Annotated in this window: 12 protein-coding genes, 1 tRNA gene and 2 pseudogenes; 3 read left to right on the top strand and 12 right to left on the bottom strand. The window is 53.2% G+C overall.

What is annotated here, in order from left to right; translation table 11 throughout:
- Nucleotides 1-2 precede the first annotated feature (2 nt).
- The gene (gene tnpB / locus ATI02_RS04155; protein WP_244196544.1) at nt 3-362 is read left to right on the top strand and encodes an IS66 family insertion sequence element accessory protein TnpB; all 360 of its coding nucleotides are present in this window, start codon (nt 3-5) and stop codon (nt 360-362) included.
- Nucleotides 363-380: 18 nt separating this feature from the next.
- Nucleotides 381-1,892 carry an IS66 family transposase gene (gene tnpC, locus ATI02_RS04150; RefSeq protein WP_100845498.1) on the top strand — a complete coding sequence of 504 codons (1,512 nt, stop codon included), beginning with the start codon at nt 381-383 and terminating at the stop codon, nt 1,890-1,892.
- Between the two features lie 541 nt (nt 1,893-2,433).
- Here the strand turns inward: tnpC and ATI02_RS33130 are convergent.
- The 3 genes and pseudogenes from ATI02_RS33130 to ATI02_RS04135 form a co-directional block, all read right to left on the bottom strand.
- Nucleotides 2,434-2,709, bottom strand: a pseudogene (locus ATI02_RS33130) (AAA family ATPase); the annotation flags it as partial.
- 327 nt (nt 2,710-3,036) lie between these two features.
- Nucleotides 3,037-4,185 (bottom strand): beta family protein, encoded by a 1,149-nt coding sequence (locus tag ATI02_RS04140; protein ID WP_157815126.1) that lies wholly within the window; start codon nt 4,183-4,185, stop codon nt 3,037-3,039.
- 2 nt (nt 4,186-4,187) lie between these two features.
- Nucleotides 4,188-5,399, bottom strand: a complete 1,212-nt coding sequence (locus tag ATI02_RS04135) for an ImmA/IrrE family metallo-endopeptidase (RefSeq protein WP_100845496.1) — start codon at nt 5,397-5,399, stop codon at nt 4,188-4,190.
- Between the two features lie 522 nt (nt 5,400-5,921).
- Here ATI02_RS04135 and ATI02_RS04130 point away from each other — a divergent pair.
- Nucleotides 5,922-6,094, top strand: a pseudogene (locus tag ATI02_RS04130) (IS66 family transposase); the annotation flags it as partial.
- Between the two features lie 691 nt (nt 6,095-6,785).
- Here the strand turns inward: ATI02_RS04130 and ATI02_RS04120 are convergent.
- From ATI02_RS04120 to thrS, 9 genes are all read right to left on the bottom strand, one after another.
- Nucleotides 6,786-6,862, bottom strand: a tRNA-Pro gene (locus tag ATI02_RS04120).
- A gap of 89 nt (nt 6,863-6,951) precedes the next feature.
- A complete protein-coding gene (locus ATI02_RS04115; protein WP_003179985.1) occupies nt 6,952-7,308 on the bottom strand; it encodes a MerR family transcriptional regulator in 357 nt (118 codons plus the stop codon).
- Nucleotides 7,289-7,591: an integration host factor subunit alpha gene (ihfA, locus tag ATI02_RS04110; RefSeq protein WP_002553164.1), complete on the bottom strand. Its 303-nt coding sequence runs from the start codon at nt 7,589-7,591 to the stop codon at nt 7,289-7,291. The genes ATI02_RS04115 and ihfA overlap by 20 nt, the downstream gene beginning before the upstream one ends.
- Before the next feature lie 3 nt (nt 7,592-7,594).
- Nucleotides 7,595-9,973 (bottom strand): phenylalanine--tRNA ligase subunit beta, encoded by a 2,379-nt coding sequence (gene pheT / locus ATI02_RS04105; RefSeq protein ID WP_095188389.1) that lies wholly within the window; start codon nt 9,971-9,973, stop codon nt 7,595-7,597.
- A 26-nt stretch (nt 9,974-9,999) separates the two neighbouring features.
- Nucleotides 10,000-11,016, bottom strand: a complete 1,017-nt coding sequence (pheS, locus tag ATI02_RS04100; RefSeq protein WP_003226365.1) for a phenylalanine--tRNA ligase subunit alpha — start codon at nt 11,014-11,016, stop codon at nt 10,000-10,002.
- A gap of 109 nt (nt 11,017-11,125) precedes the next feature.
- Nucleotides 11,126-11,482 carry a 50S ribosomal protein L20 gene (gene rplT / locus ATI02_RS04095; RefSeq protein WP_007913489.1) on the bottom strand — a complete coding sequence of 119 codons (357 nt, stop codon included), beginning with the start codon at nt 11,480-11,482 and terminating at the stop codon, nt 11,126-11,128.
- Nucleotides 11,483-11,510: 28 nt separating this feature from the next.
- Nucleotides 11,511-11,705, bottom strand: a complete 195-nt coding sequence (rpmI, locus tag ATI02_RS04090) for a 50S ribosomal protein L35 (protein ID WP_002553160.1) — start codon at nt 11,703-11,705, stop codon at nt 11,511-11,513.
- A 60-nt stretch (nt 11,706-11,765) separates the two neighbouring features.
- Complete coding sequence (gene infC / locus ATI02_RS04085; RefSeq protein ID WP_170947229.1) at nt 11,766-12,317, bottom strand: translation initiation factor IF-3; 552 nt, start codon at nt 12,315-12,317, stop codon at nt 11,766-11,768.
- Nucleotides 12,317-14,239, bottom strand: coding sequence for a threonine--tRNA ligase (gene thrS / locus ATI02_RS04080; protein WP_095188388.1), 1,923 nt, complete (start codon nt 14,237-14,239; stop codon nt 12,317-12,319). Before thrS ends, infC begins: the two co-directional genes overlap by 1 nt.
- Nucleotides 14,240-14,319 lie beyond the last annotated feature (80 nt).

Raw genomic sequence — 14,319 nt, 5'->3', positions numbered from 1 at the left:
CCATGATGCGTCCCGACGCCAAAGTTGAAAAAGTGTACCTCTACCCTAAACCCGTAGACTTACGAAAATCCATCGACGGCCTAGCCGCACTGGTGGAGCTGGATATCAAAGTGGCGGTGTTCGATCCGGTGCTTTTCGTCTTTCTCAACAAACCCCGCAATCGGGTGAAGATTTTGTATTGGGAACGCAACGGCTTTTGCCTTTGGCTCAAACGCCTTGAATCCGAACGCTTCAAAACATCGCCCGATCACAGCGACGAAGCCATCGTGCTGACGGTCCAGGAGCTGAACTGGCTGCTCGATGGTTTTGATCTGTGGCGCAACCGTCCACATCAGGTTTTGACACCTCGATTTGTCGCCTGATTCGGTATAATCCACGGCATGATTTCCATGCCCGACAACCTTCCCGATGACCTGACTGCGCTCAAGCAATTACTTGCTCAGATGCAGTCCAAGGTTGTTCATCTTGAAGAAGAAAATGCGCTGCTACGTCAGCGTCTCTTCGGACGTAAATCCGAACAATCAGTCGACCCAGCGACCCCGCAATTGGCTCTTTTTAATGAAGCCGAAAGTGTCGCTGAGCCTGCCGCCGAAGAGGCGGAGGAAGAAGTCGTCGCTCCGACCAAACGCCGTGGCAAACGCAAGCCTCTGTCCGCCGACTTGCCCCGTATCGAAGTCATCCACGAACTGCCCGAGCACGAGCTGATGTGTGCTTGCGGCTGCCGCAAGCACGCCATCGGCGAAGAAACCAGCGAGCAGTTGGAAATCGTGCCGATGCAGATCCGCGTGATCAAACATATCCGCAAGGTCTACGCCTGCCGTGGCTGTGAAACCGCGCCGGTCACCGCTGACAAGCCAGCGCAATTGATTGAAAAGAGCATGGCCAGTCCCAGTGTGTTGGCGATGTTGCTGACCACCAAATACGTCGACGGTCTGCCGCTGCATCGCTTCGAAAAAGTACTCGGTCGCCACGGCGTCGATATTCCACGACAAACCTTGGCACGTTGGGTCATCCAGTGCGGCGAACACCTGCAACCGCTGCTCAACTTGATGCGTGACAGGCTGCTGGAAAGTCACGTAATCCACTGCGACGAAACGCGTGTCCAGGTGATGAAAGAGCCTGATCGAGAGCCGACTAGCCAGTCCTGGATGTGGGTACAAACCGGCGGACCGCCGAATCAGCCAGTGATCCTTTTTGATTACTCGACCAGCCGAGCGCAAGAGGTACCGTCGCGCCTGCTCGAAGGTTATCGCGGCTATCTGATGACCGACGATTACGCCGGCTATAACGCCTTGGGCGCGCAGGCTGGTGTCGAACGTTTAGGCTGCTGGGCACATGCGCGACGCAAGTTTGTCGAGGCGCAAAAAGTGCAACCCAAGGGCAAAACCGGGCGTGCCGATATAGCCCTGAATCTGATCAACAAGCTGTACGGTATCGAGCGAGATTTAAAAGAAGTCGGCGATGAACATCGCCATGAAGGTCGACAGCAAAACAGCCTGCCAGTCCTGGCGCAGTTACGCGCCTGGCTGGAGAGAACGCAGCCTCAGGTGACGGCGCAAAACGCGCTGGGCAAAGCCATCAGTTATCTGGCCAGCAACTGGGACAAGTTAGTGCGCTACACCGAAGCCGGTTCTTTGCCGATCGACAACAACGCAGCAGAGCGTGCGATCAGGCCCTTCGTAATAGGGCGCAAGAACTGGCTGTTCAGCGACACGCCCAAAGGCGCGACGGCCAGTGCTCAACTTTACAGTTTGGTCGAGACGGCTAAAGCCAACGGCCAAGAGCCCTATGCGTGGCTGCGCCACGCACTTGAACGATTGCCGCAAGCCGCAGCGGTAGAGGACTTCGAAGCCTTGCTGCCGTGGAACTGCACTCCGCAAATACCAAGATAACTATACGCCCCGCCTTTAAAATGTGGGGTTCATGGATCGCATACACTACTTCGACCTTTCGGATGAACTCCTGAAAACGCAGGTCGACTGGCCGAAACAGTGGAGTCGTTTCAGTACCTGCGTTATGGACCTCTTGCCAACGTCGCTGCACAGCGGCTGCAACGAGGTCTACAGCAGGCTCACCGGCGAAGGCGCCATTCAGTGTGGCACCGGCTTCGGAGAATGTGTCCCGAACACCCTGAGACCAGTTGATTGCACGCCATAAACGTCCACGCAGAAAGGCCGTTACTTGGGATGCGCCATCGCGCGATGCGGGCACATAGATCATCTGGATGCGATTGCGGTCGATAGCCTTCAGCTCAATGCAATCAGCCTCGTTGAATTCTCCGAGGTTACGAACTGCGCGATATTTCTGCTCAATGAACCCGTCAAGTGATCCGTCATCTGTCCAGGTTGCTTCCAGCCTAAGTCGACATTTCAGCCGGCCTGCTTCGCCGGCGGCCATCTGGTTGAAGAACTCCGGAATAGCTACCCCATCATCTCCATTGTCCAGTTCGGGAAAAGCGATGATTGCCTCAAGCACAAAGGTACGCTGGACCGGCGCAGCAGTCTCATCGGCGGGAATATGAAAGTCATGGAGCCTCAGACGCCGATGCTCCCCGGTGATGCCGAAGAGCCGCTGAAGCGCCTGCATCACCGCGGTCTTGCCTGCACCATTGACGCCTATGAATGCCGTGAGACCGGGCGTGAGATCAATCGTCAACGCCTCAGGACCGAAGCATCGGAAATTGATCAGATTGAGCCGCTCAATGAACATATCTATACGACCTCCAGACTTGGAGTCTCGATTGTTTGGTGTAGTCGCTTGATGGTCAAGTGCGGTACCGTTAGATCGATCGATTAATCGGTAAACACTCAACTCAGACCGCTGAAAATCATTCCAGGCCTTGTTGAGCCAATAGACATTGGCTTCGTTCAGGCATACTGGTGTTGCCGTTGGAAGCTATGAAGCCGTCTTGTACTTTAGCCATCACACGCAAATCCAGATATAATCGCAGAAGCCCCCTAAAGATGCTCCGTTTGAGCAAGGAACTCAGCATCTCTAAATTTATTATTAATATTAGAACGCCTTAAAAAACTCAAATCAAACACCAGCAACTGATCTAGCCTCAACAATAACACGCTGCCTTTTAAACTCTTCAACTTCCTTCAAAACATACTCAACATGGTGAGTAGTATCAATAGCAATCCACTTTGATGCCAACCCTCTAAACGCCCAGTGGCTACAATCTAGGAGTTCTTTGTCACCCCAGCTAAATTCCGGCCCTTCATAATATCCAGAATCGATAATTTTCTGGGCAAGGCCATAGTATTGACCACCCTTCTCACCAGTTTTTAACTGATAACCTCGGGCGATAAAATAGCCATCCTGAATGGTATATCTAATTTTACCGTTCTGATTGCCTGCCCCACCCGACACTAGAGAGCCAGGCCCCCTCACACCATAATCGGAAAAACCTACATCTTTAAAGCCTTGCAGAGAAACAATACTTTTCCATGCAAGCATTTCTTTGCGAGGAACTGTTTTCTCTGTGCTCGGTAATGGAACAACCGAGGAAATATAAGCACCTATTGAACAACCCGAGACGACAAATTTTTGATGCCCAGCACGCCTAAAAATTTCAATTACACGCTCGGCCTGTGTGGTTATTTTTGGAATCTCATACTTTGCGGATGTGACATCACCAAAATCGATCATAACTGCTGTCGCACGAGGATCATAGTTAAGAGTAGCTGCAATATCTTCCAGCCTGGCTAAAAACTCATCTTCCTCGGCCATCTCTTCCGCAGAGTCAACATTCATCACAAGCCTAAGAATGACCTCCTTATCTGCCTTGTGAGTTAATCCTTTGAATGCGTATACATATATCGGATCATCCCAACGCATACAATCCACAACGGGAGTAACTCTCACTCCAAAATGTTCTGCTTGCTTACAAAAAAACTGGATTACATGTTCACCACCTTCAGTCTGGGCGTTAGGCGCCCATAGAGGCAAATCTACATAAGCATCCCTGTGCTTCCATACCTTAGAGATGGCATGAGCAATATTTGTAAGAAACGCTTCTACAACTGAGACATTCTTTCCTTTAAACTTTTCCTTGTCTTTGTCTGTGATCTGAGGCACGTCAAACCAAGGCTTAAGATTGTTCCTTGTGCTCTCAAAAAGGCAGCCTAACGCGTCTAACTCTCCTTCTTTAGCCTTGAGTATTGGAATATAAGTTGATTGCATTTTCATTCACCTTCTGAAGTATTAAAAAACAAACGTCTTACATCCCCATGCCCGATCAGGTCATTGTACAACTGGTAATTTTCCGTCTCCCTCCTTATCCTACCCGCGATAATAGAAGGATGAATTTTAAGCTCCCTTGATAGCTTATCTATATTTTCACGACTTGGAGCAAGGCATGCCTCGCTACGCCGCCATAAAATACGGGGAATAAACGCCTCTCTAGCAAGGCGGTTCGCTTCGGCTTCTCTCTTATCTTCAGATGTAGCATCCAAATCATCGAGAAAGGTTTCATTTTTTCCTACGTGCTTCCATAAATGAGCAAGCTCATGCAACAGCGTAAACCAAAAATTGTCCAGCCTATCATGACGCAATGTCATACCAATTATAGGTCGTCCATCTACATCCTTTAAAGCTGCCCCATCCAACAATGTGCCCTTCAAATGAGGCTCCACTATCAGGGCGATACCACTTTTTTGCAAAAACTCTACCGCCAGCAAAGGCCCATTATCAAACCAGCTTAAGCGAGCAACTTCTTGTAAAAAAGAAGCTGACATGACACTTTCACTAAAAACACCGATTGAAGATTTTTTTTCACGAGACTTCTGAATCACCCTTACAAGCCATGCATAAAGAGCATATTTAGTTGTGGGTGAATAAGCATCCCCAGCAAGTGAGCGTTTGAAAGCCGTATCCCCGAACTGCCATCCAATTTGAGATATAAACTCTTGAACAATATCCTCAGTTGAGCGCGATACTTTTCCAGCAAACTTTTGGATCCACCCCCTTGCAATCATCTCCTTAACGGGAAATCTGGACCAATCAATGTCATTTTTTGTTTTTTGGTTTTCAGAATCACCCACACCTATAAGTGTTTCTGCTGAAATACCTAACCCGATTGAGATGGCTCTGATCATCGGGACAGTTAATGGTCTTTTCCTCGACAATATCTCTGAAACTCTACTTCGCGTTCCGAAATAGGGTATAAGATCGGCCTGTTTATACCCTTTCTCTTGCATACGAAAAATAATGGCATCTACGGGATCAGGTAGCTCCACGGGATAGCGTTTGCTCTCATATGCCTCTATCAGCACGATAAGTAACTCAAGACGCTCACTGTTTTCAGATCCAGGGGTCGGCATAAGAGTCATGAGCTTATGGAGTTCATCCAAGTAAGCTCTATGCTGCTCTTCTGTACGAATTACCCTAGTATCCATTTGCATCTTCTATATTTACCAAACCGGTGATCAAAACGACTTTTTGCGGAAAGCTCACAAACACCTCTATAACATGCAGCCCTGAAGACACTGAAAAACGGTATTTACCAGAGCCTATTTCTAGTGCCTTAGGGAATTGCGTCAAGACATCCCCAGGTCCGGCCCACGCCGCATGGCACACCTCTGAAAGCCAGGCTGACACCCAAAGATCTGTAGCCCTCTCTCGCCCCCTGAGGCTTTCGAGCTTGTCCCTACCAAAAAGATGCATAAATGTGTTCCCAATTTGGGATTAGAATACGTCGGAAAGCGGCCATCGTCAATTTATATTCCCAATATGGGAACACGGCCAAGTCATGGCCTTTTACCATCGCTATTCGTTTTAGCAGAACACATGCTCCTTTAGGAAGCCCCCCGCACCCCGCTTAGTTAATATTGCTTTTGTGGAGGCTTCAGCCGTGTGCTGGGAAACTCGCATGCACGGTTCTTAGGGGGCTGGATGAGGGTAACCGTGCCTGACAACCCGACAACCAGATCCGGCCGTGGGCGCGGAGTCGCAAGAATTGGCCACTTGCCGGCTCACTGCCCAGCGACAAACGAGCGGCAGCGCTGATGAGTCTGATCCAACCTGCACGGTTCAACGGGCATGACCCGCCGTATGCCATCTGAAGGATGCACTCACGCGCCTACCGACGTAGCGGGCGAGTGAGATTTCCGAGTTGCTGCCGCACAGATGGTAACCGGCTTAGTTACGCAAGACGGAGGCCCGGACGCATACCAAATCACCAAGGTTCACTAGGGACGAGCCCAATGCTTCTCGCAGGTCGTGCCTGAGGACCCATTACCCTGATCGGCGGCCTTGGCGCTCATACACCACTGGCTGCTTGCATTGAAATTTTCGGGCAAGCATCGCCCGCCTGATTTCACTATTCTGTGCCCTAGGCAGCACCCATTGGTGAAGACGGGGTGAAACTAGGCACTTTACAGTCAATAGATATTACCGCGATGCCACAGTTCAAGGAGCAGGAAAAGGCTAAACTTTGGCTCACTCAGTTTGACAATAAGCCAGCTAACCTCGCACTCGCTGAGAAACTGTTGGATTCGGTCAACTACTGTCCTGTCATTGAGCTCAAAAGCAGCCTGATCAAGCTACTTCGCCAAAAACTCCCACTTAAAAGCGGCTCAAGGCCGCTATTTCCGTAGCTTCCAGGCGTTCAGTGGGCCTTAGTGGAAGCAAATATGGCGCAGCGGACGAGACTCGAACACAACCAAGCCTCTCAAATGGTAAAGCTATTTAGATCCAAGATATCCGTGGGAGTAAATGTGGGAGTATTTTTCAGGCATGAAAAAGCCCAACCTTTTCAGATTGGGCTAAGTCATTGAATTATATGGTCGGGACGGAGTGATTCGAACACTCGACCCCTAGCACCCCATGCTAGTGCGCTACCGGACTGCGCTACGCCCCGACTGGTTTTACAACTCGCTCTTCACCTCGAAGAACGTTCAAGAATATATCGCAAGCGTTTGAAAACTGGAAGTATTCAAACGCAGCTTTTTATTTCTTGAGTACCACCAGCACATCTTCGAGCTCGGCGATCATCTGGCGGATCATTTGCTTGTATTGGGTGGTGTCGTCTTTGGCTTCATCGCCGGACAGACGCAAGCGTGCGCCGCCGATGGTGAACCCCTGATCGTAAAGGAGCGCGCGGATCTGCCGGATCATCAGCACGTCCTGGCGCTGATAATACCGGCGATTTCCGCGGCGTTTGACGGGGTTGAGCTGAGGAAACTCCTGCTCCCAGTAGCGCAGCACGTGTGGCTTTACGGCACACAGCTCGCTAACTTCACCAATGGTGAAGTAGCGTTTGCCCGGGATGACGGGTAGTTCGTCGTTATGACTTGGTTCCAGCATAAGCCTCAACTCGGGCCTTCAACTTCTGCCCTGGACGAAAGGTGACCACACGGCGAGCCGTGATCGGGATTTCTTCCCCCGTTTTCGGGTTGCGGCCAGGCCGCTGGCGCTTGTCCCGAAGGTCGAAATTGCCGAAACCGGACAATTTGACCTGCTCGTTGTCTTCAAGAGCGTGCCTGATTTCCTCGAAAAACAGTTCTACCAATTCCTTGGCTTCCCGCTTGTTCAGGCCCAGCTCTTCATACAGACGTTCCGCCATCTCAGCTTTCGTCAAAGCCCCCATACGTCACTTCCTTAACGTGGCGTTCAACCTTTGTTCGAGCGAGGTGAGGATATTTTGCGTCGTCGAATTCACCTCATCGTCATTAAGAGTGCGCGATGGATGCTGCCAGGTCAAGCCAACTGCAAGGCTTTTTCTATCAGGATCAATACCTTTACCCTGATACACGTCAAACAGCCTGAGATCTGTGAGCCATTCGCCTGCATTTTCACGGATTACGTCCAATACAGCCGAGGCTGCGACATCCTTGTGCGCAATCAGTGCCAGGTCACGACGCACTTCAGGAAAGCGCGACAACTCGTGGAATTTCGGCATTTTACCAAGCGCCACTTCAGCCAGAACCAGCTCGAACACGAAGACCGGACGGTCGAGACCGAGGGCTTTCGACAATTCAGGGTGGATTGCACCGATGAAGCCAACTTCACGACCTTCCCGCTCAATGCGCGCGGTTTGACCCGGGTGCAGTGCCGGATGTTTGCCCGGCGCGAAAGTGAACGAATCCAGCGCACCGGCGAAGCCCAGCACAGCTTCCACGTCAGCCTTTACGTCGAAGAAATCGACCGTATCGCGACCTTGCGCCCAACCTTCCGGCAAACGGCTACCGCAGACAACACCGGACAGCATTGGCTCTTGTTTCAGGCCTTCGAGTTGACCGACAAAACGCAGGCCGCTTTCGAACAGACGCACGCGATCCTGTTGACGGTTCAGGTTGTGCTGCAACGCCTTGACCAGACCCGGCCACAGCGACGAGCGCATGGCAGCCATGTCGTTGGAGATCGGATTGGCCAGCAGCAAAGGTTCGACGCCCGGATTGAACAGTTCGAACTGCTTTGGATCGATGAAGCTGTAAGTGATCGCTTCCTGATAACCACGAGCGACCAACAGACGACGCAGTTCAGGCAAATCGCTACGCGCTTCGGCCTTGGCTTGCGGCGCAAGACGCGCTTGCGGGTAACGAACCGGCAGACGGTTGTAACCGTACAAACGAGCCAGTTCTTCGATCAAGTCGACTTCCAGGCTGATATCGAAGCGATGGCTTGGCACTTCAACGCGCCACTGCCCTGCTCCGTCGGCGGAAATATTCAGGCCCAGACCGCTGAGCAGACGCTCGACCTGTGCCGAATCCATTTCCATGCCCAGCATCTGGGTGATGCGCTGCGCACGCAGAGTGATCGGGGCGATCGACGGCAAGTGCTGCTCGCTGACGGTCTCGATGATCGGGCCAGCTTCGCCCCCCGTGATTTCCAGCAGCAGGCCAGTGGCGCGCTCCATGGCTTCACGGGCCAGCTGCCAGTCCACGCCACGCTCGTAGCGGTGCGAAGCATCGGTGTGCAAGCCGTACGACCGGGCCTTGCCTGCGACAGCGATCTGGTCGAAGAACGCACTTTCCAGGAACACATCGCGAGTGGTCGCGGAGACACCGCTGTGCTCGCCCCCCATCACACCGGCAATTGCCAGGGCACGGGTGTGGTCAGCGATCACCAGCGTATCGTTGCGCAGGCTGACTTCCTGACCATCAAGCAGTACCAGCTTCTCGCCCTCTTCAGCCATGCGCACGCGAATGCCGCCATTGATTTCGGCGAGATCGAAAGCGTGCAGTGGCTGACCCAGCTCGAGCATCACGTAGTTGGTGATGTCGACGGCAGCATCGATACTGCGCACATCAGCGCGACGCAGACGCTCAACCATCCACAGCGGTGTTGGCTTGGACAGATCAACATTGCGAATGACACGACCCAGGTAACGCGGGCATGCGGCTGGCGCCAGCACTTCTACCGAACGCACTTCGTCGTGTACCGCGGGAACGGCCATCACAACCGGACGGGTGACCGGAGCGTCGTACAGCGCGCCGACTTCGCGGGCCAGACCTGCCAGGGACAGGCAATCGCCGCGGTTCGGGGTCAAATCGACCTCGATGCTGGCGTCTTCCAGATCCAGATACACACGGAAATCTTCACCCACCGGCGCGTCGGCCGGCAGCTCCATGAGACCGTCATTGCCTTCACCAACCTGCAACTCGGCTTGCGAGCACAGCATGCCGTTGGATTCAACACCGCGCAGCTTGGCTTTCTTGATCTTGAAGTCGCCCGGCAACTCTGCACCGATCATGGCGAAAGGAATCTTCAGGCCCGGACGCACATTTGGCGCACCGCACACGACCTGGAAGGTTTCCGCGCCATTGCTCACTTGGCAAACGCGCAATTTATCAGCATCAGGGTGCTGCTCGGTGCTCAGCACCTCGCCTACCACTACGCCGCTGAATACACCGGCAGCCGGGGTCACGCTATCGACCTCAAGGCCGGCCATCGACAGACGAGCAACCAGTTCGTCGCGATTTACCTGCGGGCTGACCCAGCCACGCAGCCATTGTTCACTGAATTTCATCCTGCTCTCCTAAGAATTCGTTACGACTAGCGAAATTGCGCGAGGAACCGCAAGTCGTTGTCGAAGAACAGACGCAAGTCGTTCACGCCGTAACGGAGCATGGCCAGACGCTCTACGCCCATGCCGAAGGCAAAGCCCGAGAACTCTTCCGGATCGATGCCAGACATGCGCAGCACGTTCGGGTGAACCATGCCGCAGCCCATCACTTCCAGCCAGCCAGTCTGCTTGCAGACGCGGCAACCTTTACCGCTGCACATCACGCATTCCATGTCGACTTCAGCGGATGGCTCGGTGAACGGGAAGTACGAAGGACGGAAACGTACAGCCAATTCTTTCTCGAAGAACACGCGCAGGAACTCTTCGATGGTGCCTTTGAGATCGGCAAAATTGATATCGCGATCAACCAGCAGGCCTTCAACCTGATGGAACATCGGCGAATGAGTAATATCGGAGTCGCTACGGTACACACGGCCTGGGCAGACAATGCGGATCGGCGGTTGCTTCGATTCCATGGTACGGACCTGTACCGGCGAGGTATGGGTGCGCAGCAGCATGTTGGCATTGAAATAGAAGGTGTCATGCATCGACCGGGCCGGGTGATGGCCTGGGATGTTGAGCGCTTCAAAGTTGTGATAGTCGTCTTCGACTTCAGGGCCTTCGGCGATGCCGTAGCCGATGCGAGTGAAGAACTGTTCGACACGTTCCAGAGTCCGGGTAACCGGATGCAGACCACCGGAGGTCTGACCGCGGCCCGGCAACGTCACGTCAATGGATTCGGCAGACAGTTTGGCAGCCAGTTCGGCTTCTTCAAACAGAGCCATGCGCGCATTGAGAACGCCTGTGACACGTTCCTTGGCAACGTTGATCAGCGCGCCGACTTGCGGACGCTCTTCTGCCGGCAAATTCCCCAGGGTCTTCATCACCTGAGTCAATTCGCCCTTCTTGCCAAGGTATTGAACCCGGATTTGCTCCAGGGCATTGATATCTTCAGCGCTTTGCACAGCCTCTAGTGCTTGAGAGACCAGCGCATCCAGGTTTTCCATGTACAGACTCCAGATACAAAATAGGGGAAGAGCTTGAAGGCTCTTCCCCTATTTAAGACGTTTACCACCTGGCCCCACGGAAGTGAGGCCGGGTGATTGTCGGGGGTACTTAAGCCAAGGTGGCTTTAGCTTTCTCGACAATCGCAGCAAACACCGCTTTTTCGTTCACTGCCAGATCAGCCAGAACCTTACGGTCGATCTCGATGGACGCTTTTTTCAGGCCAGCGATGAAACGGCTGTAGGACAGACCGTTAACACGAGCACCAGCATTGATACGAGCGATCCACAGAGCGCGGAACTGACGTTTTTTCTGACGACGGTCACGGTAGGCGTATTGGCCTGCCTTGATTACCGCTTGCTTGGCAACACGGAATACGCGCGAACGTGCACCGTAGTAGCCTTTAGCAAGTTTCAGAATTTTTTTGTGACGCTTACGGGCAATGACGCCACGCTTTACACGAGCCATGAGTTACTTCCTCTATTCTTGACTAAAATTAACGAAGGCGCAGCATGCGCTCGACTTTTGCCACGTCAGACGGATGCAGCAAGCTGCTACCGCGCAGTTGACGCTTACGCTTGGTCGACATTTTAGTCAGGATGTGGCTCTTGAAAGCGTGCTTGTGCTTGATACCGTTAGCAGTTTTCAGAAACCGCTTAGCAGCACCACTTTTGGTTTTCATTTTTGGCATGTTCGGATACTCCGCATTCAGTTGATAAACATAATCAGAAGGCCTGCCGTGCCCTGTTGATTACTTCTTCTTTTTCGGGGCGATGACCATGATCAGCTGGCGTCCTTCCATCTTAGGATGCTGTTCGACCGAACCGTACTCGAGCAGGTCAGCTTCAACCCGCTTGAGGAGTTCCATCCCCAGCTCCTGGTGGGCCATCTCACGGCCGCGGAATCGCAAGGATACCTTGGCCCTGTCCCCATCACTCAGGAAACGTACCAGGTTGCGCAGTTTTACCTGGTAATCCCCTTCCTCCGTCCCTGGACGAAACTTGATTTCTTTAACCTGAATCTGCTTCTGGTTTTTCTTTGCAGCGGCAACCTGTTTCTTCTTTTCGAAGATCGATTTGCCGTAGTCCATCAGCTTGCAAACAGGGGGTACTGCATCGGCGGAAATTTCCACCAAATCCAGTTTGGCCTCTTCAGCCTTAAGAAGCGCGTCTTCAATTGACACAATCCCAAGCTGTTCACCTTCAGCACCAATTAACCGAACCTCGCGTGCCGAGATATTCTCGTTGATCGGGGCTTTCGGTGCAGCTCGTTTATCTTGTCTCATTTCACGCTTAATAATAATTACTCCGAATCTGGGCGACCACGCCGGGAAACCGCTTGCGCGAGAAACTCAGCGAACTGGGCGACGGGCATCGAGCCCAGGTCAGCACCTTCACGAGTACGCACAGCGACAGTCTGCATCTCGACTTCCTTATCTCCGATAACCAAAAGATAGGGAACCTTGAGCAAAGTATGCTCACGGATTTTAAAGCCGATCTTTTCATTTCTCAAGTCGGACTTGGCACGAAATCCGCTTTCGTTGAGAGTTTTTTCAACTTCAGCGACGAAATCCGCCTGTTTGTCAGTGATATTCATGATCACTGCCTGGGTTGGCGCCAGCCACGCAGGGAACGCACCTTCGTAGTGCTCGATCAGAATCCCGACGAAACGCTCGAAGGATCCAAGGATCGCGCGGTGCAACATCACTGGGTGTTTGCGGCTGTTGTCTTCGGAGACGTATTCAGCGCCCAAACGGACAGGCAGGTTAAAATCGAGCTGCAAGGTACCACATTGCCAGACGCGACCGAGGCAATCTTTCAGCGAGAATTCAATCTTCGGACCATAAAAAGCACCCTCACCCGGCTGCAGGTCGTACGGCAAGCCTGCGGAATCAAGGGCTGCAGCCAATGCAGCTTCGGCGCGATCCCACAGCTCATCGGAACCAACGCGTTTTTCCGGACGAGTGGACAGCTTCATCTCGACATCGGTAAAGCCGAAGTCACGATAAACATCCATGGTCAGCTTGATGAATGCTGCGGATTCAGCCTGCATCTGCTCTTCAGTACAGAAGATGTGAGCGTCGTCCTGAGTGAACCCACGCACACGCATGATGCCGTGCAGCGCACCCGAAGGCTCGTTACGGTGGCATGCACCGAACTCGGCCAGACGCATTGGCAGCTCGCGGTAGCTCTTCAAGCCCTGATTGAATACCTGCACGTGGCACGGGCAGTTCATCGGCTTGATGGCGTAGTCGCGGCTTTCCGACTGCGTGGTGAACATGTTGTCGGCGTAGTTGGCCCAGTGCCCGGATTTTTCCCACAGGCTACGGTCAACCACTTGCGGCGTCTTGATCTCAAGATAGCCGTTATCGCGCTGCACTTTGCGCATGTACTGCTCGAGCACCTGGTACAGGGTCCAGCCATTCGGATGCCAGAACACCATGCCCGGCGCTTCTTCCTGGGTATGGAACAGTCCCAGGCGCTTGCCGATCTTGCGGTGATCGCGCTTTTCCGCTTCTTCGATGCGCTGGATGTACGCTGCCAGCTGCTTCTTGTCCGCCCAGGCGGTGCCGTAAACGCGCTGCAGTTGCTCGTTCTTGGCGTCGCCGCGCCAGTAGGCACCGGACAACTTGGTCAGCTTGAAGGATTTCAGGAAGCGCGTGTTCGGCACGTGCGGGCCGCGGCACATGTCGACGTATTCTTCGTGATAGTACAGACCCATGGCCTGTTCATTCGGCATGTCTTCGACCAGACGAAGTTTGTAGTCTTCGCCGCGGGCCTTGAACACTTCGATCACTTCGGCGCGCGGAGTGACTTTCTTGATGACGTCGTAATCTTTCTCGATCAGCTGCTGCATGCGCTGTTCGATGGCCGCCATGTCGTCCGGAGTAAAAGGACGCTCGAAGGCGATGTCGTAATAAAAGCCTTCGTCGATGACCGGCCCGATCACCATTTTGGCGGTCGGGTACAGCTGTTTGACCGCATGGCCAACCAGGTGGGCGCAAGAGTGGCGAATGATCTCCAGCCCCTCTTCATCCTTTGGCGTGATGATTTGCAGCCTAGCGTCGCTGTCGATGATGTCGCTGGCGTCAACCAGCTTGCCATTGACCTTGCCGGCCACGGTGGCTTTGGCCAGGCCTGCACCAATGGATGCGGCGACCTCGGCTACGGAAACCGGGTGATCGAATGAACGTTGACTGCCGTCGGGAAGAGTAATAGTTGGCATGGCGCCTCCTCTCCTAGTGGTGACCCCTACCAAAGGTCACGTGGGTTGGGATGAGCCAGTACAAGATCCGATCCAGGCCA

The organism is Pseudomonas baetica, from assembly GCF_002813455.1.
Taxonomy (GTDB): domain Bacteria; phylum Pseudomonadota; class Gammaproteobacteria; order Pseudomonadales; family Pseudomonadaceae; genus Aquipseudomonas; species Aquipseudomonas baetica.
The sequence above is the reverse complement of the archived record's forward strand: the minus strand, read 5'-3'. Positions and strand labels throughout refer to the sequence as shown.

Excerpts from the sequence above, each read along its gene's own strand:
- pheT (WP_095188389.1), bottom strand. The coding sequence starts at position 9,973 with ATGAAATTCAGTGAACAATGGCTGCGTGGCTGGGTCAGCCCGCAGGTA.
- tnpC (WP_100845498.1), top strand. The coding sequence starts at position 381 with ATGATTTCCATGCCCGACAACCTTCCCGATGACCTGACTGCGCTCAAG.
- rplT (WP_007913489.1), bottom strand. The coding sequence starts at position 11,482 with ATGGCTCGTGTAAAGCGTGGCGTCATTGCCCGTAAGCGTCACAAAAAA.
- thrS (WP_095188388.1), bottom strand. The coding sequence starts at position 14,239 with ATGCCAACTATTACTCTTCCCGACGGCAGTCAACGTTCATTCGATCAC.
- ATI02_RS04115 (WP_003179985.1), bottom strand. The coding sequence starts at position 7,308 with ATGCTGGAACCAAGTCATAACGACGAACTACCCGTCATCCCGGGCAAA.
- ATI02_RS04135 (WP_100845496.1), bottom strand. The coding sequence starts at position 5,399 with ATGGATACTAGGGTAATTCGTACAGAAGAGCAGCATAGAGCTTACTTG.
- ATI02_RS04140 (WP_157815126.1), bottom strand. The coding sequence starts at position 4,185 with ATGCAATCAACTTATATTCCAATACTCAAGGCTAAAGAAGGAGAGTTA.
- ihfA (WP_002553164.1), bottom strand. The coding sequence starts at position 7,591 with ATGGGGGCTTTGACGAAAGCTGAGATGGCGGAACGTCTGTATGAAGAG.
- pheS (WP_003226365.1), bottom strand. The coding sequence starts at position 11,016 with ATGGAAAACCTGGATGCGCTGGTCTCTCAAGCACTAGAGGCTGTGCAA.
- rpmI (WP_002553160.1), bottom strand. The coding sequence starts at position 11,705 with ATGCCAAAAATGAAAACCAAAAGTGGTGCTGCTAAGCGGTTTCTGAAA.
- tnpB (WP_244196544.1), top strand. The coding sequence starts at position 3 with ATGATGCGTCCCGACGCCAAAGTTGAAAAAGTGTACCTCTACCCTAAA.